Here is a 19,791-nt window from a genome sequence, read left to right on the forward strand (position 1 = left end):
CCGGGCGGTCAAACGTGAACCCGTCGTCCGGCCGCGTCGAGCTTCGTTTGACCACCCCGGCGTTGGCGCCGGGGTGGTCTTTTTTTTAGGCCGCCGGGGCGCCGTCCGCCTGTTCATGGCGCGCCCGCCACTTCGACACGCTGCAGCCGTACTGCGCGCCGAACCAGCGCGAAAACGCGCTCAGCGACGAGAAGCCCAGCAGCGTGGCCACCTCCGACAGCGGCCGTGCACGGTTCTCGATATAGCGAGTCACCAGGCTGGCCCGTGCTTCGTTGAGCACGTCCGAATAGGTGACGCCGTCCTGCGCCAGCCAGCGATGCACGGTGCGCCGGTCCACCCCCAGCTGCTGGGCCACCCGATCGACCGAGCACATGCCGCTGGGCAGCAGCGCGTGCACGAGCTTGCGCACCTTGTCGGTCATGCTGGTGTTCGACTGCGCCAGCAGCGTGCCCAGGTAGAGCTTGACCTGCTGCGCCATGACGGGGTCGTAGGACGGCAAAGGCGCTTCCAGGTCCTTCGCCACGCAGACAATGCCGTCGAAGTCCTGCCCATAAAGCGCCGGCATGCCAAACACGCGCATGCAGGCGGCCTGGCTCTGGGGCGCGGCGTGCGTAAAGCAGATGCTGCGCGGGCGCCAGGCCGGCCCCAGGAACAGCGTCAGCATGCGGAACATCACGCCAGCCGCCAGCTCGGTAGCCTGGCGCAGGCTGCCCGGCGCATTGCTGAGCAGTTGCAGACGGATCAGCACCACATCGTCAACGTCTTCCACGCGCATGACCAGCGCCTCGTTCTGCAGGCCCATGTAACGGACCATCGACTCCAGCGCGCGGCGCAGCGTGGGTTCCTCGCGCACCACGAAGGCCAGCGGACCCAGGTTCGCGAATGGGCGCAGTTCGGCCATGCGCAAGCCGAAATCGTCGACCTGTGCGGCGCTGGCCGAAGCCTCCAGCAGCTTGCCCACCAGCGCGGCAGGGATGCGGATGTCGGGATCCAGCAACGCATTGCGGCTGATACGTGCGGCACGCAGCATCTGGTGTGGATCGAGCCCGACGGCTCGTGCCACATCCACGTAGTTGGTAAGGCTCGCACTGCGCAGAAAGTAGGACATCGCGTTTTCCCTGACTGTCCCCAAATGTAAATCGAGCGTCCCCGATCGTCAAATTGCAGCGCGCCATTCGCCGATACTTCGATCACCGCAGCACGCACTCTACATAGGAGACAAAGATGCAATTCCTCGACGATTCCCTGCACCCCGAAAACATGGACAAGGTGGTGATCACCGTGGCCCCGTACGGCCCCGAGTGGATGCCCGAAGATTTCCCGGAAGACATTCCGGTCACCATGGAAGAACAGATCCAGAAGGCCGTTGACTGCTACAACGCCGGCGCCACCGTGCTGCACCTGCACGTGCGCGAACTGGACGGCAAGGGCTCGAAGCGGTTGTCCAAGTTCAACGAACTGATCGCCGGCGTGCGCGCCGCAGTGCCCGACATGATCATCCAGGTGGGCGGCTCGATCTCGTTCGCACCGGAAGACGAAGGCCAGGCCGCCGTGTGGCTGTCCGACGATACGCGCCACATGCTGGCCGATCTGACCCCGGCTCCCGACCAGGTCACCGTGGCGATTAACACCACGCAGATGAACATCATGGAACTGCTGTACCCCGAGTACCTGGCCGGCACGTCGCTGTCGAACCCGGCGTACATCGAGGCGTACCGCGAGATGACCGTGCCGGCCGGCCCGGGCTGGGTGGAAGAACACCTGCGCCGCCTGTCGAACGCCGGCATCCAGCCGCATTTCCAGCTGACTGGCATCCACGCGCTGGAAACGCTCGAACGCATGGTGCGCGCGGGCGCCTACAAGGGTCCGCTGAACCTGACCTGGATCGGTATCGGCGGCGGCTTCGACGGCCCGAACCCGTTCAACTTCTTCAACTTCATCCACCGCGCGCCGGACGGCTGCACGCTGACCGCCGAATCGCTGCTCAAGAACGTGCTGCCGTTCAACATGATGGCGATGGCGATGGGCCTGCATCCGCGCTGCGGCATCGAGGACACCATCATCGACCAGCACGGCAACCGCATGACGTCGGTGCAGCAGATCGAGCAGTGCGTGCGCGTGGCGCACGAACTGGGCCGCGAGATTGCCACGGGCAAGGAAGCGCGCGAGATCTATCGCATCGGCACGTGGTACGACAGCGTGGACGAAACGCTGGCCGCCCACGGCATGCTGCCGAACCGCCAGTCGGGCCAGAAGAACCTGCCGCTGCGCCGCGCAGCCTGATTCATTACCTCACCCAGCGACCCCGTCATGTCACAGCCCACGGATACCCGGCCCGCCAACCCCTGCATCAACATCTGCCGCATGGACAGTGCGCGCAGGTACTGCCAGGGATGCGGCCGGACCTCGACCGAAATCGGCCTGTGGGAGGGCATGACCGACGCGCAGCGCGCCTTCATCATCGAGGCGCTGCCTGCGCGGCGCGGTCGACCGGCGGCAGGCCGTTCCTGACCGCCCCAGCATTCCGGTGACGCGCCGCACAGCGTATGCGGCGCGCGCCATCCGTTTCACCGGGTCTGCCAATTTCAACGCGACGACACTTTCCTCTACAGCCCAATGCGGGCAGGTCCGGCTTTCTATACCCACAAGACCTATCATGGAGACAACATGCCGAACCAACCTGCCCCCCTTCGCATGCGCCGCGCCATCCTTGCGGCCATCATGACGCTGGCGATGCCGGCCGCCATGGCCTGGACCAGCAAGCCCGTGCGCGTGCTGGTGCCCGCGCCAGCCGGCGGCACCATGGATGTCATGGCACGCGTGCTGGCCGAACAGCTGGCCGCCGACCTGGGCCAGTCCGTGGTGGTCGACAACAAGCCGGGCGGCGGCGGTGCCATCGCCATCAACACGATGCTGGCCGCACCGGCCGATGGCCAGACCATCATGGTGACGGCCACCAACGTGCTGACCGAAGTGCCCCAGGTGCAGAAGACGCCGTACGACACCATGAAGGACGTCCGTCCGCTGGCGGCGGTGGGACGTTCGCGCATGGTACTGGTCGGCGCACCGAACCTGCCGGCCAAGGATCTCAAGAGCCTGATCGCGTATGCCAGGGCCAACCCGGGCAAGCTCAGCTTTGCGTCGTACAGCGCCGGCACGGCATCGCACTATGCGGGCGCCATCCTGAACCAGGAAGCGGGCATGGATCTGCAGCACGTGCCGTTCGCAGGCTCCGGGCCCGCGCTGGCCCAGGTGATGGGCGGCCAGATCCCGCTGATGTATGACGGCATGGTGACCTCGCTGCCGATGATCCGCGCCGGCAAGCTCCAGCCCTATGCCGTGGCGTCCCGGACCCGCTCGCCGCTGCTGCCGCAGGTGCCGACGTTTGCCGAGCAGGGCTACCCCGATATCGACTTCAGCAACTGGGTGGGTGTCATCGCATCGGCGCAGATGCCGGCCGACATGGCCCAGAAGATCCAGAGCGCGGTGTACAAGGCCGCCGCCAACCCCAAGGTGCGCGAGCGCCTGGAGGCGCTTGGCTACGAGCCGATGCCGGCCCAGTCGCTGCAGGACCTGAACCAGTCGCTGCATGCGGAATACGACCGCAACGCCGGCATCGTCAAGACGTTCAACATCAAGCCCTGATTCCGTAGCGCATCATCCCCCAACCGCAGGCCGTTATTGCAACGGCCTTTCTCTTGCCCTATAGTTAGCTGCATGGCTAACTATCAAGTCTCGGTGAGCGACGTGTTCCACGCGCTTGCCGATCCCACCCGCTGCGCAATCGTCTGCGCGCTGGTCAGCGGTGCGCAGACGGTGTCGTCACTGGCGGCGCCGTTCGACATGGCACTGCCGTCGTTCATGAAACACGTGACGGTGCTGGAACGCAGCGGCCTGATCCGCACCAGCAAGGCCGGGCGCACGCGTACCTGCGAACTGGTCCCGGAAACGCTCTCGCAAGCCGAGCAGTGGCTGGCCGAACAGCGCGCCGTATGGGAAGCCAGATCCGACCGCATGGTCGATTTCGTCGAGCGACTTCATCAAGAGGAGCAAGCCCATGCAGGAAAACGCCGCTGAATCCCGCGATCTCGTGATTTCCCGCGTGCTGCGCGCGCCGCGTTCGGCGCTCTGGCGCGCCTGGTCAGACCCGGCCCTGCTCAAGGAGTGGTGGTGCCCCAGGCCGTGGACCACCGAAGTCCGCGCCTTCGACCTGCGGCCGGGCGGCAACTTCCACACCTTCATGCAGGGGCCTGACGGTGGCACCAGCGACAATCCCGGCTGCTTTCTCGACGTCGTGCCGCAGTCGCGGCTGGTGTTCACGTCGATGCTGACCGGTGGCTGGCGACCGCACAAGCCCTGGCTCGGCTTCACCGCCATCATCACGATGGAGGACGAAGCCGCCGGCAGCCGTTATATCGCGCGTGTCATGCATCCCGACGAAGCCACGCGCGACCAGCACGAGCAGATGGGCTTTTTCGAAGGCTGGGATACCGTCATCACCCAGCTCGACGACTTCGCCACGACGCTGCGCTGAGGCCCCGGCGGCCCGACGGCACGTTCAGGGCGGCAGCAGTGCCGTCCGCGCCGCGGCCAGCACTTCGCTGGTCAAGCCTTCCAGCAGACCCGATGCCGCGCGTGCGTGCTGCCAGTGCAGGGGCACGTCCAGCGGCGTGTCGGGCACCAGCGCCACCAGCGTACCGGCCTGCAGATAGCCATCGATCATCGCCTGCGGGTGCATGCCCCAGCCCATGCCGGCCAGTGCCGCCGTGACAAAGGCGTACGACGACGGCAGCGTGTGCCGGGGCAGTTGCACCTGCCGGTGGCATAGCCGGCTTACCCAGCGTGCCTGCAGTTCGTCCTTGGCGTTGAACACCAGGCTCGGCGCCTGGGCCAGGCTGCCGGCACCCACACCAGCCGAAAAATGGCGCGCCACGAATGCGGGGCTGGCCGCCGCCACGTAGCGCATGGCCCCCAGCGGGCGGCTGTTGCATCCCGCGGCCGGGCGGGCCGTGGCCGTCACCGCAGCCAGCACGGCGCCGCTGCGCAGCCATTCGGTCGTGTGGTCCTGGTCGTCGACCGCCACTTCCATCAGCACCGGATGCCGCGCCGCGAAGGCGGCGATCGGCTGCGCCAGCCACGTCGCCAGACTGTCGGCGTTCACTGCCACCGGCAGCGGCACGCGGGCCTCGCCCTGCGGCGCCAGTGCGGGCAGGGCCCCCTGCAACTCCTGTTCGAGCAAGCGCACGTGATCGACATGCTGGCACAGCCGGCGGCCGGTCTCGGTGGCGCGGCACGGAGTCTCGCGCACCACCAGCGCACAGCCCACGCGTTCTTCGAGCATCCGGACACGCTGCGAAATGGCCGATGGGGTGACATGCAGCGCACGGGCGGCCCGCTCGAAACTGCCTTCGCGTACAACGGCGGCCAGGGCGGAAAGCGCGGCGTAGTCGAGCATGATTAAGTCTGGCTAATGTAGATGAAGATTGTTTAGTTTGGCTTCACCCCCAGCCAATGGCAAGCTTGCGGCCATGAATTCGATCGACTTGCTGACACCCGCCGCGCCCGGCTTCGCTGTGCTGCTGCAGGGCCTGGCCCTGAGCCTGGGCCTGATCGTCGCCATTGGCGCCCAGAACGCGTTTGTGCTGCGCCAGGGCCTGCGCCGCGAACACGTGGGCAGTGTGGTGTTGCTATGCGCGCTGGCCGATGCACTGCTGATCGCGGCCGGGGTCATGGGCATGGCCCGCGCGCTGGGCGAACGCCCGGCGCTGGCCGCCGCGCTGGCGCTGGCTGGCGCGGTATTCCTGGCCTGCTACGGATGGCGGGCGTGGCGCCGCGCCCACGGTCAGCATGCGTTGCAGGCGGCCGAAGGGCGGGCCAGCGCAACCCGTGGCGCCGTGCTGGCCCAGGCCCTGGCCTTCACATTGCTCAATCCCCATGTCTACCTGGACACCGTGCTGCTGGTGGGCAGTATCGGCGCGCAACAGCCTGCGGCAATGCGCGGCTGGTTCGTGGCCGGTGCCAGCGTCGGCAGCCTGGCCTGGTTCGGCGCGCTGGGATTCGGCGCACGATGGCTCGCACCGTGGTTTGCCAATCCGCGCGCCTGGCAGGTGCTGGACCGGCTGGTTGGCGTGACCATGCTGGTGCTTTCAGTGCTGCTGGTGCGGCACGCCATTGACGGATTCCGGGGTCTGGCCTGGCTGTAGGCGCGCCACCGCCCCGCGCCACCTCCCGCTCGACTGCCCGCGTCAACGCAAAAAGGCCGCCCTCCGAGCCGGGGAGGGGCGGCCATCAATTTTCCCTTTCGCCTCAGGCTGCCTTCTTCTCTCGCAGCAGCTTCTTGTCAATCTTGCCCACGCTCGTCTTCGGAATCGCCGCGACGAACGCGATGCGGTCGCTCTCCGGCACCGCGAACTTGCTCAGACGCTGAGCCTCGACATGGCCGAGCAGCACCGCACGGATGTGCTGGGCATCAACATCGATGCCGGCCTTGCGCACCACGTAGGCCATCGGACGCTCGCCCCAGCGTGCGTCGGGCACGCCCACCACCGCGCATTCCTGCACGCCGTGCACCTGGGTGACCAGGTTCTCGATCTCGATCGACGACACCCATTCGCCGCCGGTCTTGATCACGTCCTTGAGCCGGTCCACGATCTGCACGAAACCGTCCTCGCCCATCACCGCCACGTCCTGCGTATGCAGGTAGCCGTCGGCCCACAGGTCCTCCGAAGCGGACGGCTTGCGGAAATACGCCTTGGTCAGGTACGGCGCGCGCAGCACGATCTCGCCCTGCGCCTTGCCGTCGTGCGGCACTTCGCGCATATCGGGGCCGACGATGCGGAAGTCGGCCAGCGGCACGGGACGGCCCGTGGCACAGCGCATGCGCACTTCCTCCTCGCGGGTCAGTGGGACATGACCCGGCGGCAACTGGGCCAGCGCCACGATGGGGCCCGTTTCCGACATGCCGTAGCCGGCAAAGATGTCGATGCCGCGCGCCAGCGCCGCCTCGCACAGCACCGGGGGCAATGCCGAGCCACCGATGATCATCTTCCAGCCCCACAGGTTGCACTCGCCTTCGTCCGCCGCCTGCAACAGCATCTGCAGGATGGTCGGCACGCAGTGCGAGAACGTGACCTTCTCGGACTTGCGCAGCTGCAGCAACGCAGCCGGCACGTAACGGCCCGGCAGCACGGTGCGCAGCCCCAGCATGATCGCCACGAACGGCATGCCCCAGGCCATCACGTGGAACATCGGCGTGATCGGCATGTACACGTCTTCGCGGTGCATGCGCTGGCCTTCGCGCGGCGAGCACAGGCTGGTGGCCGTGGTCAGCGTGTGCAGCACGATATCGCGATGGCTATAGCACACACCCTTGGGATCGCCCGTGGTGCCCGTGGTGTAGAACGTGGTGGCCTTGGTCCGCTCGTCGAAGTCCGGAAAATCGAACTCGGCCGATGCGGCGCCCAGCAGGGCCTCGTATTCGCCGTCGAACGGCACGGAACCGGCAGGCACATCCTGGCCGTCGGCCATCAGCACGAAGCGCGGCTGGCGCACCAGGCTGTCGCGGATCTGCTCCAGCACCGGCAGGAAGTCGGGATGTACCAGCACCACGTCGGCGCCCGCGTCGTTGAGCGTATAGAGGATCTGCTGCGGCGACAGGCGCACGTTCACCGTGAACAGCGTGGCGCCCATCATCGGCACGCCGAAGTAACACTCCAGGTAGCGGTGGCTATCCCAGTCCATCACGGCCACGGTGCTGCCGTGGCGCACGCCCAGCGCCCCCAGCGCGTTGGCAAGCTGGCCCAGCCGCCGGTGGAAATCGCGATACGTGTAGCGCATTTCACCGCGATAGCTGATCTCCTGATCGCCATGCAGGGTCATTGCATTGGTCAGCAGCTGCTTGACCAGCAGCGGGTAGGCGTATGCCGAGGGGGTGGTGACGACGAGGTTGTCCTTCATGCCTGCTCTGTCCTTTCCTTCATGTCCTGCGGGTTCAGCTTGATCCGCACGCGGATCAGTACGGCACGCTGCCGATGATGCCGGCGCGTTCCATCTTGCGGTGGCACGGCGCGTAGTCCATCACCGCGTAGTGCTGGGTCGCCGTGTTGTCCCAGATCGCCACGCTATTCGGTTCCCAGCGCCAACGCACCTGGAACTCGGGGATATAGGCCTGCGACACCAGGAAGCGCAGCAGGTCGGCCGCGCCCGGGTTGGCGTCCTGGCCGTAGCGCACGCGCGCCGGGGTGTGGAAGTTGGTGAAGTGCGTGGTGAAGCCGTTCACGTACAGCACCTTCTCGCCGGTGTCGGGATGCGTGCGCACTACCGGATGCTCCGCATCGGGAAACTGGGCCTTGAGCGCCAGCCGCTTCTCGATCGGCATGGCGGCCCCGAAACTGGCCTCGATGCTGTGGCGTGCGCGCAGGTCGGCGATCTGTTCCTTGACCGTGTCCGGCAACCGCTCATAGGCCAGCGCCATGTTGGCCCACATCGTGTCGCCGCCCACTGGCGGGCACTCCACGCAGCGCAGCACGGCGCCGAACTGCGGCGCCTCGCGCCAGGTGGTGTCCGAGTGCCAGCAGTTCTCGTAGCGGTCGTTCGGCTGGTCCGGGCGCTTGTAGATGCGCACCAGGCCCGGATGCTCGGGGTCGCTGCCGGCCACCGGGTGATCTTCCAGTTCGCCGAAGCGGCGCGCAAACGCCACGTGCTCGGCGCGGCTGAACTGCTGGTTGCGCAGGAACAGCACGCGATGCTTCAGCAGTTGCGCACGGATCTCGCCAAACAGGTCGTCGTTGCGCACGGCTTCCGCCAGATCCACGCCCACCAGTTCGGCGCCCAGCGCACAGCTCAGTTGTTGTACTTTCATGTCTGTCTCCTCGGGTGCTTCAGATAACGAAGATCGACGAACCGGTGGTCTTGCGCGACTCCAGGTCGCGATGGGCCTGCACCGCGTCTTCCAGCGCGTAGCGCTGGTTGATCTCGATGCGGATACGGCCCGACCCCACGTGGTCGAACAGCTCACCGGCAAGCTCTGCCTTCTCGGCCGGATCGGCGATATAGTCGGCCAGCGCCGGACGCGTCACGTAGACCGAGCCCTTCATCGCCAGCAGCACCGGATCGAACGGCGGGATCGGACCCGACGCCGTGCCCACGCACACCAGCAACCCGCGACGCTTGAGCGAATCGAGCGATGCCATGAAGGTGTTCTTGCCCACGCTGTCGAACACCACGTTGGCGCCCACGCCGTCGGTCAGTTCGCGCACGCGCGCCGCCACGTCTTCATGGCTGTAGTTGATGATGTGCTGGCAGCCATGGGCGCGTGCAATCTCGCCCTTCTCTTCGGTCGACACCGTGCCGATCACGTTCAGGCCCAGCAGGCGCGCCCACTGCGAGACAATCAGCCCGACACCGCCAGCCGCCGCGTGCAGCAGGATCGTGTCGCCCTTGCGGAACGTGTGGATGCGGCGCATCAGGTAGGCCGACGTCAGGCCGCGCATGGTCATGGCGGCGGCCGTCTCGAAGCCGATGCTTTCCGGCAGGCGGATCAGCGGCGCAGCCGGCACCAGGCGCTCGGTGCTGTAGGCACCCAGCGTGTTGACAAAGCCGGTGTATGTCACGCGGTCGCCCACGGACACGTTGGTCACGCCAGCGCCCACGGCCTGCACCACGCCCGACGCCTCCACGCCCATGCCAGCCGGCAGCGGTACCGGGTAGGTGCCATTGCGGAAGTACGTGTCGGCGTAGTTGAGGCCCACCGCCACGTGGCGGATGCGGACCTGACCCGGACCCGGGTCGCCTACCTCGGCGTCTTCGTAGCGAAGCACCTCGGGTCCGCCGGTTTCATACATACGCACTGCCTTGGCCATGGAATCGTCTCCAGAGTTTGGGGGCGGCACGACTTGCGCCGCCATGACGTCAATGTAGGAGTCGCCAGCCCCGGCTGCTTTGCAGCGCAATCCGGACACTTTGCATTTCATGCCACCGCCGCCTATCATCGCGCCAACGACGCGTCATGGCCCCCTGCATGTGACGCGCGCAGAACGACAATCGGGAGACCCGCTTGAAAACCCTGGTACGCGCCGCCGTGATGACCAACTTCTTCGATGTCGCGCGCGGCCTTGGCGCCAATCCGCTGCCGCTGCTGCGCACGGCGCGGCTGAGCCAGGCGCTGCTGGCCGACCCCGAACAGCGCATTCCGGTCCAGGCCTGCGCCACGCTGCTCGAAGCCGCTGCCGAGGCCACCGGCTGCCCCACGTTCGGCCTGCGCATGGCGGAGTCGCGGCAACTGTCCGACTTTGGCCTGATGAGCCTGCTGATCAGCCAGCAGGCCACCTTGCGCGACGCCCTGGAAACCATCATCCGCTACCGGCATCTGGTCAACGAATCGGTAGCCATCCTGCTGGAGGCCTCGGAAAAGGTGGTGGTAATCCGGCAGGAAGTGGTGCTCGAAGCGCCCTCGCGCCAGGCCACGGAACTGGCGCTGGGCGTGGTGTTCCGGCTGTGCCGCGCGCTGCTGGGGCCGCAATGGCACCCGCAAAGCGTCAATTTCACGCATGCGGCGCCGCCTGACATGCAGGTGCATCGGCGCCTGTTCGGCTGCCCGCTGGAATTCGGCAGCGAGTTCAACGGCATCGTCTGCCTGGCCGCGGACCTGGACGCGCCGAATCCGACCGGCAACCCGGCCATGGCGCGCCACGCCGAGCGGGTGGTCGAGACGATGGCGCGCGCGAACGACATGTCGATCGGACGCGAGGTGCGCAATGCCGTCTACCTGATGCTGCCGATGGGACGCGCCACCAGCGAAGCCGTGGCACAGGGGCTGGGCATCAGCCTGCGCACGATGCAGCGCCAGCTCGATGCCTCGGGCGAGACCTTCACGGACATCGTCAACGGCGTGCGGCGCGACCTGGCGCAGCGCTACGTGGCCAATCCCGACTATTCGCTGCTGCGGGTCTCGGAATTGCTGGGCTACGGCTCGGCGGCAGCATTCACGCGCTGGTTTTCGGCGCAGTTTGGCGAGGCCCCGATTGCCTGGCGGCGGCGGCACGCGGGCACGCGCTGACAGCCCCGCAACGTCACTCATGCGGCCCTTGCGACACGGCACCGCGGCGTCTAGGCTAAGAGAAGGTCACTGCGCGTCACTAAGCATCATCGCGCACCCACTCAACCTGAAAACCGGAGCCCGCATGCCGAATGTCCTGAAGCCGTTGCAGCGCCTGATCGTCGCCACCGGCGCGCTGGTCGTCAGCCTGGGCCTGTTGCCCGCGCACGCGCAGCAGGTGCCCAGTTCCGGCGCCGAGGCCATCTCCGATGCGGTACGCGAGGGCAGCAACCCCTATCGGCCACCTTCGGCGCCCACCGCGAGTCCGGCCGACGCCAAACGCGAACGTTGCGAGGCCCTGTTGCAGGAGCTGAACGGCACCTCGAAGCAACGCGCCTACACGTCGCCCGGCACCGCCACGCAAAGCGCGCAGGGCCGTGCCGTGCCCAAGCTGGAGCGTGACGACTCCCGCAAGCAGCTTGAGGAAACCTACCGCGCCAACTGCACCTGAACACGGCCGGGAGGCGGCGCGTGCCTCATGACGTCCCGGTCTCCCGCAGCCGGGCCATCTGGCTCTTGACCACGTCAAGCACCGCCGCCGTCATCAGCGCCGTGGACAGGCCGAACATCAGGATGCCCAGCGCCGATTCGATCGGCCCGAGCATGCGCCAGCGGGGCGACATCACGATATCGCCGTAGCCCAGCGTGGCGAAGTTCACCGCCGAGTGATACAGCGCCGCCCCAAGTGTGTCGAACTCGCCCAGCGCCATGAACAGCCCCGCCCACACCACCATCTGCGCGAAGTTGCAGAACAGCGTCAGCAGCATCACCGACGTCAGCAATACCGCGTCCATCCACAGCGGCTCGCGACCCTGCCACTTGTTCTGGAACCGCGCATAGCGCCGCAGGCACAGCGCCACGGCGCCGCATTGCAGCAGCAGGCACAACAGCATCACGGGCGCGGCAACCAGCAGGTGCAGTTGCATTGACGGTCTCCCTCGGGTCACGCCGGCACCGGCGCGGCGCGCCGGTCCAGCAGTGCAATCATCAGCCATGCGTACAGCGATACGCCGACAAACAGCCCCATGCGCACCATGAACGCCTGGTAGACGTCCTTGCCCGCCGCGCTGTCCGCCACGGACTGCCCCAGCAGGATGATCATCGTGACAAGGCTGTTCAGCCAGAAGCCCGGCGACATGCGCCCCGGCCGCAGCCGGAACAGCCGGCGCGCCACCCAGAGCCCGAACAGCAGCATCCACAGGAAGAACATCCAGATGTGGACGAACAGCCCCAGCGCCAGCCAGCACAGGATGGCGAGCACCCCGCCCATCAGCGTGGAGCCCACCAGTTCCAGTGCGGCGCCGCGCGCCGTGGTGCTGCAGCTCTGCCGTCCCAGGCTGACCGCCTTCATGATGATGGGCAGGTAGGCTGCCGGGTCCGCCATCGCCAGCAGGAACGGCGGCATCACAACAAGCGTGGCGCGCAGGGCCATGCCATCGGCATCGGCGGGTGCGGCGCCCGGTTTCTGCGGCATGCGCATGCCGCCCGGTTCGGGAATCAGCTGATAGCAGATGCCGAGCATCAGCACCGCGCACAGCAACCCGCGCACGAGCGCACCGATCACGGTCAGGGCCAGTGCGCTGTTGGCGGTACCCGCCGCCGAAATCAGCGTGACGCCCGCCACCAGGAACGTCGATACCAGGTTATTGCCGCCGCGCAGCCCGTGGCGGAACGCCAGGAACAGGCACAGGCCCGCCATCAGCACACCGGTCAGCGGCGCATGGCGCAGGAAAGGCACCAGCAGCATGCCGCTGCCGGTCGTCAGCATGACCACCAGCGCCAGGCCAACGCTGGCCTTGAACGGCAGCGGCCGATCCATCGTCGCAAACAGGAAGACCGCCAGTACCGGCGCCATCACGGGCACCGCCCATTGCATGCCGAAGCTCACGGCCAGGCAGGCGGCGGTGCCCAGCGCCAGCCGCAAGGCACGGCGCGCCAGCATCGCGCGCATGGCCGACGCGGCGTCAGTAGACATACGATACCCAGCTCATGACGCGCAGGAATGCGCGGCCCAGCAGGTTCAGCGGGTTCCCCTCGGTGGGGAAGGCCATCACCTCGGCCTGCCCGCCCACGCGCACACCGCGTAGCGTGGTCAGTTGCCCCGGATCGATGTCCACGATGACCGGAAAGCGCTGCGCAGGGCGTAGCCAGTCGCGGCTGTTCTGGATGGTTGGCAACGTGCCGGGCGGCGTACTCTGGCCCGCGCTGACGCCGTAGCCGATGCTGCGCACCTTGCCCGTCAGCACCGTGCCGGGCAGCGCGTCCAGCACGATCCGCACCGGCGACCCGGGCGCCAGATGACCGAGGTTGTTCTCGGTCATGTCGGCGCTGATCCAGACATCGTGGATGGCAATCAGCGTCATCAACGGGGCGCCCGCTGCCGCGTATTGGCCCGTTTCGGTGCGCAGGTCCGTAACCAGCCCTGCCGTCCGCGCCTTCACCTGCGCATTGGCAAGGTCCAGCTCGGCCTTGTCCACGGCGGCGCCCGCGCTACGCAGCTTGGCATTGTCGTCGTCGCTGCCACCCTGTTGCTCGCGTGCGCGCTCCACCTCGGCGCGCGCCGCCGCCACCTGGCTGATGGCCTGCGTGTGCGTGGCGCGTGCCACCTCCAGGCGGCGCACCGAGACCGTGCCCGGGTCCTCGCGATACAGGCGCTCCAGCCGCTCGCTGTCCTGCTGGGCCTTCAGTTCGTTGGCCTGTGCGGCGCGCAGCGATGCCCGGGCCGAGTCGATGCCGGCGGTATTGGCGCCGATGCCGCGCCGGGTGGTCTCCAGGTCGGCGCGTGCGCGGTCCAGCGCAATCTTGTAGTGCTGCGGATCGACATCGAACAGCACGGTACCGGCCGCCACATTCTGGTTGTTCTGCACGTAGACGCGCGTCACGCGCCCCGGCACCTCGGAGGCCACCGGTATCACGAACGCCTGTACGCGCGCCTGCTGGGTGTAAGGCGTGAAGCGGTCGGCCAGCAGGTACCACGCCAGGCTCAGCACGATCAGCACCACCACCCATCGCAGCGCCTTGTGCGACGGATCGGCCGCCGCCTGCGTTGCGGGTGGCGCGGTGGCGGCAGTGCTGCCGCCGGCGTCCTCGGCCCGCTTCCGGTCGACCGGCGCGTTCTCGGTACGCGTATCGTTCATGGCCGCGCGCTCCCCGTCTGTGCCGGAAGGCTGGCCGCCGGCAGCGGCGATACTTCGTCGATCAATCCGCCCCAGTTGGTGCGTTGCTGCATCTGGGTCCGTGTGCCTGCATCGAGCAGCGGCGCCGTGGTGTCCCAGCCGCCGCCCAGTGCCTTGTAGAGCCCGATCAGGTAGTTCACGGCATTGCCGCGATTGACCAGATAGGCGTCCTGCTGGGCAAACAGCGCGCGCTGGGCGTCAAGCACGCGCTGGAAATCGGAATAGCCTTCGCGGAATACCGTGTTCGCCAGCGACAGCGACCGCTCGGCCGAATGCGCCGCCTCTCCCAGGATGCGCTCGCGCTGCAGCGCCTTGTCAAGGCCGCTGGCCGCGTCGTCGGCTTCGCGTGCGGCCTGCCGCACCGCGCCCTGGTAGTCGACGATCAGTTGCTGCAGCCGCGCATCCTGCACCCGCACGTTGTTGACGATGCGGCCGTAGTCGAAGATGTTCCAGCGCACGCTGGGGCCACCCACCAGCAGCAGCCCGTTCTGGGTGCCCGGCAGCGACGCCGCGCTCCAGCCAATGCTGCCCATCAGCGTGACGGCCGGGTACAGGTCGGCCTTGGCGACGCCGATCAATGCGGACTGCGCCGCGATGCGGAACTCGGCTGCGCGGATATCCGCGCGCCGCAGCAGCAGGTTGGCAGGCACGTCCTGCAACACGGCCCGATCGATCAATGGCAGCACCCCCTCGCGGTCAGAGGCGTTGGCCAGCTCGGGCAGCGGGCCCGGCGGGCGTCCCAGCAGCACCACCAGGGCATTGCGCGCCTGCCCGATCTGGTTCTCCAGTTCGGGAATACTGCTCAACGTGCCCAGGTACTGCGTGCGCGCCTGCTGGAAATCGAGTTCATCGCTTTCGCCGCCCTTGAACAGCCGCTCCGTGATCTCGAAGCTGCGCTTCTGCAGCCGCGCGTTCTCGCGGGCGATGCGCAGCCGCGCTTCGGCAGTGCGTACCGCAAAGTACGTGGTCGCCAGCTGCGCATGCAGCAGCACCAGCACTGCCTGGCGATTTGCCTGGGCGCCAAAGTACGCGGCATCGGCCGATTCGATGGCCCGGGCAAAGCGGCCCCAGAAATCAAGCTCCCAGCCAATATCCACGCCCGCGCTGTATTCCCACATCCGCGCGGTCTGCGCGGTGGGCCCGGACTGGCGGCTGTGGACATACATGGCCGACGCACTGGCCTGCTGCATCTGCGGATAGCGGCCCGCCAGCGCGATGCCCAGCTGGGCGCGCGCCTCCATCACGCGCAGCCCGGCTATCCGCACGTCGGCATTGCCGGCGTCGGCTTCGGCCATCAGCGTTTCGAGTATCGGATCGCCGAACACCTGCCACCATTGGCGCAGGTCCGGCTCGGCCTGCTGGACGCTGGCCTGCTCGATGGCATCGCTGCGCCAGGTGGCGGTCCACGGCTCGGGCTGCGGCTGGAAATCCGGCCCCACCCGTGCACATCCGCCTAGCACGGCGGCCACGGCCAGCCAGGCACGGGCGGATGCGGCCACGGTTTATCCCCTGGTGATGTCGGCACCGGTAATGTCGGGCACGCTGCGCGGCGGTTCGGTTTCCACCTCGATACGCGGTGGCGGGTCTTCCACCCATTGCCAGAACAGCTGATAGCCCACCGCCAGCACGATCGGGCCGATGAACAGCCCGATCACCCCACCGGTGACCATGCCACCCAGCGCGCCGATCAGGATGACCGGCATCGGCACGTCAACGCCGCGCCCCAGCAGCAGCGGCTTGAGCACGTTGTCCGACAGCCCCGCGATAAAGACGTAGATGGCAAATATGACGTTGGTGCCGGAAGCGCCCTCTGCCGCAAAGACCAGCACGATCACCGGCACCGTGATCAGCGTGGCTGGCAGTTGCATGATGCCCAGCAGCAGCACCGCCAGCGCCAGCAGTCCCGCGCCCGGCACGCCCTTGATGATGAAGGCGACGCCGATCAGCAGCATCTGGATGAAGGCAATGCCCACCACGCCCTGGGCCACGGCGCGCACGGTCGCCGTGCACAGCGCGGTGATGCGCGGCCCGCGTTCCGGCCCGGTCAGGCGCGACGCAATCTGGATCGCGCTGCGGGTGCCCAGTTCGCCATACGCCATGATGATCCCGGCGATGATCAGCGCGCCGACGAAGACCAGCAGCCCCACGCCCACGCCGCCCACAGCCCCAAGCAGGCCGATGCTGGCCGACTTGATCTGCGGCCCCAGCTTCTGGATCAGGCCGCCGGCATCGGTGGACGCCATCGCCCAGGCGTCATGCACGCGCTGCCCGATCACGGGCCAACCGGCCACAGACTCCGGTGGCGGCGGAATCGTGAACTCTCCGGTCTTGGCAATCGCCATGGCATGCTCGACCGACTCGATCAGCGCAATGCCCAGCAGGTAGGTCGGCACCATCACCACGGCAATCACCAGCACGATGATCAGCGTGGCCGTGCGCCCTTCGCCATCAAAAACCTTGCCGCGCAGCCGCACCTGCAGCGGATACATGGTGATGGCCAGTATCACCGACCACAACAGCAGGTTCATGAACGGCTTGAAGATCTGGAAACAGAAGACCGACAGCAGCGCGATCAGGCCGAAGCGGATCAGCGAGTCGATCAGCGTGCGCGACGCGGTCGCGCTGGAATACGGGGCTTGCAGCATGGGATGGCCTCCCTTGTGCGGCGGGATTGCGGGCGCGCCATCAGGCATCCTGGCGCCTGCGCGCAATCAGGACCACGATGGCGCCGACGGCGAAAAGCACCACGCAACCCAGCAACCAGTCGCGGGCGAGCACATTCACCAGGTAGCGTGGCGGGTCGCTGCCGGTCCGGAACATCTGCACCTCCAGGCCGTGCATCGCCAGCCTGAACAGGTTCAGCTTGTCCGGCATCTGTCCGCTGGGATCGCTGAAGAAGATGCCCACCACGGCCAGCCACAGCGCCCCCGCCATCAACACGACACCGCATTTATGCATGATGGCAAACACGAACAGGTTCTGTCACTAGAGTCAGCCAAGCATCGGCGCAATGCAATTGGTCCTTGGGCCAAGCATTGGCCCAAGGTCCATTGCCAAAGCCCGGCGCAGTGTCCAGATTGATACTTGGGGAAAGTGTCCCCCCAATCAAGACTCTGGGAGCAGACATGGCAAAACAGGCACGGCGCGCCGAAAGCGAGGCGGAGGCCGGCACCGCTTTGGGCCGCAAGGACTATGACGAGATACTGGCCGGGCTGCATGTGGAGCTGGTACACATGCAGAACTGGATAAAAGCCACCGGCACCAAGATCTGCATCGTCTTCGAGGGGCGGGACGGCGCAGGCAAGGGGGGCACCATCAAGGCCATCACCGAACGGGTCAGCCCGCGCGTGTTCCGCGTTGTGGCGCTGCCCGCGCCCACCGAGCGCGAGAAGAGCCAGATGTACATGCAACGGTACATCCCGCATCTGCCCGCAGCGGGCGAGGTGGTGATCTTCGATCGCAGCTGGTACAACCGCGCTGGCGTGGAACGTGTGATGGGCTTTGCCAGCGACGAGCAGGTGGACGGCTTCCTGCGCGCCGTGCCGCTGATGGAGCGCGCCATTGTCGGCTCCAACGTTCTGCTGCTCAAGTACTGGCTCGAAGTCACGCCTGAAGAGCAGACGCGCCGGCTGCAATCGCGCATCGAGGACGGGCGCAAGACCTGGAAGCTGACGGACATGGACCTGAAGTCTTACAGCCGCTGGTACGACTACTCGCGCGCCCGAGACGCGATGTTCGAGGCATCCGATACCGATTTTGCTCCGTGGCACGTGGTGCGCTCCGACAACAAGCGGCGCGCCCGCCTGAACATCATCAGCCATCTGCTCGCTTCCGTGCCCTATGAGCACATCAAGGGCAAGAAAGTCACGCTGCCGGCGCGGCAGAAGGCGGGCAACTACAAGGCGCCCGACTATCCGTACCGCTACATCCCCGAGAAGTTCTGAAAGCCCGGCAGCGGGCGACGGGGCTTGCGCCCCGCTGTCCCGCGCCGGTTACTCCTTGATCATCGTCTTCTTCCAGTCGCCGTCCGACTGCTGGCAGTACCAGCCTGTCCAGCGCTCGGGCTGCCGGCCCGACTGACGCAGTTCGCTACGCACCTTGCGGCAGCGCTGGCCGCTCTCGGTACGCGTCTTGAGCGGCGTGAACGTACCGTCGGTGGCCTTGCTCTTGGGATTGCTGGTGCTGGCGTCCAGGTGGAACGGCACGCTCGCGCCGTCGTCGGAGTCCGTCAGCGTCTTGCCGAAGGCGGTGCGCAGCGCTGCCACCTGGTCCTTGTCCAGCGTGCCGATGATGGTGCCGTTCAGGAAGTGATCGAAATACGCATGCGCTGGCCAGGCCAGGCCCAGCAGCGCGGCCGCGCACAGGCCGTGCCATTTCGCAGTGTGTTTCAAGGCTGCCTCCTTGGCTCCTTGCCGGACTGGTTGGAAAAGCCGGCTACTTTGCCGCACCCGGGGTGACCGAAACCGCAACTGCCTCAGTATAGACAGCCTGCACGCGGTCACCCTTCTTGACGGCCTTCATCTGGTCGGGGTCTTCCACCAGCAGGTCCACCGTGCGCCCACGCGGCCCCTTCACGGTAACGATGTTCTTTTCCTTGTCGACCTTGACGACCTGCGCCACCACGGTCACTTCGCGTCCAACCCGGCCACCCGGCTTGGCACCCGGCTGCGAGCGCTCGGCGATCTCGCGTTCCTGCATGGTCGCCGCGCCGCTGCCCTTCTTCAGGCTGACGGTCAGGGCTTCGGTGTACTCGACGGCCACCTTGTCGCCCACGTGCAGCTGGTCGAAGTTGCGCGCCTCTTCGCCCACGGTCATGTCCACGACCTTGCCGGCCTGGGTCTTGAGCGTGACCTTGCGCGACGCCGTGTCGATGGCGGTAATCGTGGCGTTGACCTTGGCCGTGCCGGTGGCCGTGGTCTGCCCGTCGGATCGCGTCACATCCGTTTTCACGTCCGGCTGGGCATGGGACACCGCCGACAGGCTCAGCAGCACTGCTGCTGTCATCGCAACTCGCTTGAACATATGACCTCCCTGGTTATTGGATCGTGTAGCCGCGTCCCTGCATGCAGGCTGAATACGCGCGGTAATAGGTGTTCATGGCACCCGACTGCTGCGATTGCGCGTTGGCCTGCGCATTGCGCTGGTTCTGGCGTGCCCGGTGGCCGCCAGCCATCGTACCCACGGCCGCGCCGGCTGCCGCTCCCTTGCCGGCATCGCCCGCGATGGCGCCAACAACCGCGCCGCCCGCCGCACCGCGCGCCGCGCCGCCAACCCGTTCGCCACCACCCACGGCCGGGCCGCTGGGCGCCGGAGGCGGCGCCGCGGCCACCTGCGCCGGATCGATGCCGGTGTTCGACTTGGCCCACGAATAGCAATAGCCGTCATCTTCCTGCTGCTTGGCCTGGCTCTGTCCCTTGGCCGGATAGGCGATGGGTTTCGATTGTGCGAGTGCGCCGGCGCTCAGGCCAACCAGGACGGCGGCGGCAAGCAACGCGGCAGGAATGCTGGATCTGGACATGG

23 protein-coding genes are annotated in these 19,791 nt (G+C 67.0%); 9 read left to right on the plus strand and 14 right to left on the minus strand.

What is annotated here, in order from left to right; translation table 11 throughout:
- Nucleotides 1-85: 85 nt before the first annotated feature.
- On the minus strand, nt 86-1,108 hold the full coding sequence (locus A9J21_RS29095) for an AraC family transcriptional regulator (RefSeq protein ID WP_066742221.1): 1,023 nt from the start codon (nt 1,106-1,108) through the stop codon (nt 86-88).
- A gap of 116 nt (nt 1,109-1,224) precedes the next feature.
- Here A9J21_RS29095 and A9J21_RS29100 point away from each other — a divergent pair, with 116 nt between their 5' ends.
- From A9J21_RS29100 to A9J21_RS29120, 5 genes are all read left to right on the plus strand, one after another.
- Nucleotides 1,225-2,283, plus strand: a complete 1,059-nt coding sequence (locus tag A9J21_RS29100; RefSeq protein WP_066742223.1) for a 3-keto-5-aminohexanoate cleavage protein — start codon at nt 1,225-1,227, stop codon at nt 2,281-2,283.
- A 27-nt stretch (nt 2,284-2,310) separates the two neighbouring features.
- Entirely contained in the window at nt 2,311-2,511 is a 201-nt protein-coding gene (locus tag A9J21_RS29105; RefSeq protein WP_066742225.1) for a DUF1289 domain-containing protein, read from the plus strand.
- A gap of 156 nt (nt 2,512-2,667) precedes the next feature.
- Nucleotides 2,668-3,645: a tripartite tricarboxylate transporter substrate binding protein gene (locus A9J21_RS29110; RefSeq protein WP_066742563.1), complete on the plus strand. Its 978-nt coding sequence runs from the start codon at nt 2,668-2,670 to the stop codon at nt 3,643-3,645.
- 72 nt (nt 3,646-3,717) lie between these two features.
- Complete coding sequence (locus A9J21_RS29115) at nt 3,718-4,077, plus strand: helix-turn-helix transcriptional regulator (RefSeq protein ID WP_066742228.1); 360 nt, start codon at nt 3,718-3,720, stop codon at nt 4,075-4,077.
- Complete coding sequence (locus A9J21_RS29120) at nt 4,058-4,534, plus strand: SRPBCC family protein (protein WP_066742231.1); 477 nt, start codon at nt 4,058-4,060, stop codon at nt 4,532-4,534. The genes A9J21_RS29115 and A9J21_RS29120 overlap by 20 nt, the downstream gene beginning before the upstream one ends.
- 24 nt (nt 4,535-4,558) lie before the next feature.
- Here A9J21_RS29120 and A9J21_RS29125 read toward each other — a convergent pair whose 3' ends face one another.
- Complete coding sequence (locus tag A9J21_RS29125; RefSeq protein ID WP_066742234.1) at nt 4,559-5,455, minus strand: LysR family transcriptional regulator ArgP; 897 nt, start codon at nt 5,453-5,455, stop codon at nt 4,559-4,561.
- 73 nt (nt 5,456-5,528) lie between these two features.
- Between A9J21_RS29125 and A9J21_RS29130 the strand changes: the two genes are divergently transcribed.
- Nucleotides 5,529-6,203 carry a LysE/ArgO family amino acid transporter gene (locus A9J21_RS29130; protein ID WP_066742237.1) on the plus strand — a complete coding sequence of 225 codons (675 nt, stop codon included), beginning with the start codon at nt 5,529-5,531 and terminating at the stop codon, nt 6,201-6,203.
- Nucleotides 6,204-6,306: 103 nt separating this feature from the next.
- Here A9J21_RS29130 and A9J21_RS29135 read toward each other — a convergent pair whose 3' ends face one another.
- Genes A9J21_RS29135 through A9J21_RS29145 form a run of 3 tightly spaced genes read right to left on the minus strand, consistent with a single transcriptional unit; the run spans nt 6,307 to nt 9,860 of the window.
- Nucleotides 6,307-7,956, minus strand: coding sequence for a fatty acid--CoA ligase (locus tag A9J21_RS29135; RefSeq protein ID WP_066742240.1), 1,650 nt, complete (start codon nt 7,954-7,956; stop codon nt 6,307-6,309).
- A gap of 55 nt (nt 7,957-8,011) precedes the next feature.
- A complete protein-coding gene (locus tag A9J21_RS29140; RefSeq protein ID WP_066742249.1) occupies nt 8,012-8,860 on the minus strand; it encodes a TauD/TfdA family dioxygenase in 849 nt (282 codons plus the stop codon).
- A gap of 19 nt (nt 8,861-8,879) precedes the next feature.
- Nucleotides 8,880-9,860, minus strand: a complete 981-nt coding sequence (locus A9J21_RS29145; RefSeq protein ID WP_066742251.1) for a quinone oxidoreductase — start codon at nt 9,858-9,860, stop codon at nt 8,880-8,882.
- Nucleotides 9,861-10,054: 194 nt separating this feature from the next.
- On the opposite strand from A9J21_RS29145, the gene A9J21_RS29150 reads away from it, so the two are divergent.
- Complete coding sequence (locus tag A9J21_RS29150; protein WP_066742253.1) at nt 10,055-11,056, plus strand: AraC family transcriptional regulator; 1,002 nt, start codon at nt 10,055-10,057, stop codon at nt 11,054-11,056.
- 124 nt (nt 11,057-11,180) lie between these two features.
- Nucleotides 11,181-11,546, plus strand: coding sequence for a hypothetical protein (locus A9J21_RS29155; RefSeq protein WP_066742255.1), 366 nt, complete (start codon nt 11,181-11,183; stop codon nt 11,544-11,546).
- 25 nt (nt 11,547-11,571) lie between these two features.
- Here the strand turns inward: A9J21_RS29155 and A9J21_RS29160 are convergent, their stop codons facing one another.
- From A9J21_RS29160 to A9J21_RS29185, 6 genes are read right to left on the minus strand one after another with little or no spacing between them, the layout of a single operon-like run.
- On the minus strand, nt 11,572-12,021 hold the full coding sequence (locus A9J21_RS29160; RefSeq protein WP_066742258.1) for an ion channel: 450 nt from the start codon (nt 12,019-12,021) through the stop codon (nt 11,572-11,574).
- 17 nt (nt 12,022-12,038) lie between these two features.
- Nucleotides 12,039-13,070 (minus strand): DUF2955 domain-containing protein, encoded by a 1,032-nt coding sequence (locus A9J21_RS29165; protein WP_066742260.1) that lies wholly within the window; start codon nt 13,068-13,070, stop codon nt 12,039-12,041.
- Nucleotides 13,060-14,232 carry an HlyD family secretion protein gene (locus tag A9J21_RS29170; protein ID WP_082926684.1) on the minus strand — a complete coding sequence of 391 codons (1,173 nt, stop codon included), beginning with the start codon at nt 14,230-14,232 and terminating at the stop codon, nt 13,060-13,062. The genes A9J21_RS29165 and A9J21_RS29170 overlap by 11 nt, the downstream gene beginning before the upstream one ends.
- The gene (locus A9J21_RS29175) at nt 14,229-15,770 is read right to left on the minus strand and encodes an efflux transporter outer membrane subunit (protein WP_156546332.1); all 1,542 of its coding nucleotides are present in this window, start codon (nt 15,768-15,770) and stop codon (nt 14,229-14,231) included. Before A9J21_RS29175 ends, A9J21_RS29170 begins: the two co-directional genes overlap by 4 nt.
- Before the next feature lie 3 nt (nt 15,771-15,773).
- Nucleotides 15,774-16,916, minus strand: coding sequence for an AI-2E family transporter (locus tag A9J21_RS29180; protein WP_066742263.1), 1,143 nt, complete (start codon nt 16,914-16,916; stop codon nt 15,774-15,776).
- Between the two features lie 40 nt (nt 16,917-16,956).
- Nucleotides 16,957-17,229: a hypothetical protein gene (locus A9J21_RS29185; protein ID WP_156546335.1), complete on the minus strand. Its 273-nt coding sequence runs from the start codon at nt 17,227-17,229 to the stop codon at nt 16,957-16,959.
- Nucleotides 17,230-17,396: 167 nt separating this feature from the next.
- Between A9J21_RS29185 and ppk2 the strand changes: the two genes are divergently transcribed.
- Entirely contained in the window at nt 17,397-18,215 is an 819-nt protein-coding gene (gene ppk2, locus A9J21_RS29190) for a polyphosphate kinase 2 (RefSeq protein WP_066742268.1), read from the plus strand.
- A 48-nt stretch (nt 18,216-18,263) separates the two neighbouring features.
- On the opposite strand, the gene A9J21_RS29195 is transcribed toward ppk2, so the two are convergent.
- The 3 genes from A9J21_RS29195 to A9J21_RS29205 are packed head-to-tail and all read right to left on the minus strand — an operon-like array spanning nt 18,264 to nt 19,789.
- Nucleotides 18,264-18,662 (minus strand): hypothetical protein, encoded by a 399-nt coding sequence (locus A9J21_RS29195; RefSeq protein ID WP_066742271.1) that lies wholly within the window; start codon nt 18,660-18,662, stop codon nt 18,264-18,266.
- A gap of 43 nt (nt 18,663-18,705) precedes the next feature.
- Nucleotides 18,706-19,293, minus strand: coding sequence for a hypothetical protein (locus tag A9J21_RS29200; protein WP_066742274.1), 588 nt, complete (start codon nt 19,291-19,293; stop codon nt 18,706-18,708).
- 13 nt (nt 19,294-19,306) lie between these two features.
- Nucleotides 19,307-19,789: a glycine zipper family protein gene (locus A9J21_RS29205; protein ID WP_066742277.1), complete on the minus strand. Its 483-nt coding sequence runs from the start codon at nt 19,787-19,789 to the stop codon at nt 19,307-19,309.
- Nucleotides 19,790-19,791 lie beyond the last annotated feature (2 nt).

Origin of the sequence: Cupriavidus sp. D384 (assembly GCF_001652915.1) — a bacterium.
Classification (GTDB): domain Bacteria; phylum Pseudomonadota; class Gammaproteobacteria; order Burkholderiales; family Burkholderiaceae; genus Cupriavidus.

What these genes read in the sequence shown, in the direction of transcription:
- A9J21_RS29200 (WP_066742274.1), bottom strand. Translation starts at nt 19,293, where the DNA reads ATGTTCAAGCGAGTTGCGATGACAGCAGCAGTGCTGCTGAGCCTGTCG.
- A9J21_RS29135 (WP_066742240.1), bottom strand. Translation starts at nt 7,956, where the DNA reads ATGAAGGACAACCTCGTCGTCACCACCCCCTCGGCATACGCCTACCCG.
- A9J21_RS29115 (WP_066742228.1), top strand. Translation starts at nt 3,718, where the DNA reads ATGGCTAACTATCAAGTCTCGGTGAGCGACGTGTTCCACGCGCTTGCC.
- A9J21_RS29140 (WP_066742249.1), bottom strand. Translation starts at nt 8,860, where the DNA reads ATGAAAGTACAACAACTGAGCTGTGCGCTGGGCGCCGAACTGGTGGGC.
- A9J21_RS29145 (WP_066742251.1), bottom strand. Translation starts at nt 9,860, where the DNA reads ATGGCCAAGGCAGTGCGTATGTATGAAACCGGCGGACCCGAGGTGCTT.
- A9J21_RS29120 (WP_066742231.1), top strand. Translation starts at nt 4,058, where the DNA reads ATGCAGGAAAACGCCGCTGAATCCCGCGATCTCGTGATTTCCCGCGTG.
- A9J21_RS29100 (WP_066742223.1), top strand. Translation starts at nt 1,225, where the DNA reads ATGCAATTCCTCGACGATTCCCTGCACCCCGAAAACATGGACAAGGTG.
- A9J21_RS29170 (WP_082926684.1), bottom strand. Translation starts at nt 14,232, where the DNA reads ATGAACGATACGCGTACCGAGAACGCGCCGGTCGACCGGAAGCGGGCC.
- A9J21_RS29155 (WP_066742255.1), top strand. Translation starts at nt 11,181, where the DNA reads ATGCCGAATGTCCTGAAGCCGTTGCAGCGCCTGATCGTCGCCACCGGC.
- A9J21_RS29105 (WP_066742225.1), top strand. Translation starts at nt 2,311, where the DNA reads ATGTCACAGCCCACGGATACCCGGCCCGCCAACCCCTGCATCAACATC.
- A9J21_RS29180 (WP_066742263.1), bottom strand. Translation starts at nt 16,916, where the DNA reads ATGCTGCAAGCCCCGTATTCCAGCGCGACCGCGTCGCGCACGCTGATC.
- A9J21_RS29125 (WP_066742234.1), bottom strand. Translation starts at nt 5,455, where the DNA reads ATGCTCGACTACGCCGCGCTTTCCGCCCTGGCCGCCGTTGTACGCGAA.
- ppk2 (WP_066742268.1), top strand. Translation starts at nt 17,397, where the DNA reads ATGGCAAAACAGGCACGGCGCGCCGAAAGCGAGGCGGAGGCCGGCACC.
- A9J21_RS29185 (WP_156546335.1), bottom strand. Translation starts at nt 17,229, where the DNA reads ATGCATAAATGCGGTGTCGTGTTGATGGCGGGGGCGCTGTGGCTGGCC.
- A9J21_RS29130 (WP_066742237.1), top strand. Translation starts at nt 5,529, where the DNA reads ATGAATTCGATCGACTTGCTGACACCCGCCGCGCCCGGCTTCGCTGTG.
- A9J21_RS29165 (WP_066742260.1), bottom strand. Translation starts at nt 13,070, where the DNA reads ATGTCTACTGACGCCGCGTCGGCCATGCGCGCGATGCTGGCGCGCCGT.
- A9J21_RS29110 (WP_066742563.1), top strand. Translation starts at nt 2,668, where the DNA reads ATGCCGAACCAACCTGCCCCCCTTCGCATGCGCCGCGCCATCCTTGCG.
- A9J21_RS29205 (WP_066742277.1), bottom strand. Translation starts at nt 19,789, where the DNA reads ATGTCCAGATCCAGCATTCCTGCCGCGTTGCTTGCCGCCGCCGTCCTG.
- A9J21_RS29095 (WP_066742221.1), bottom strand. Translation starts at nt 1,108, where the DNA reads ATGTCCTACTTTCTGCGCAGTGCGAGCCTTACCAACTACGTGGATGTG.
- A9J21_RS29160 (WP_066742258.1), bottom strand. Translation starts at nt 12,021, where the DNA reads ATGCAACTGCACCTGCTGGTTGCCGCGCCCGTGATGCTGTTGTGCCTG.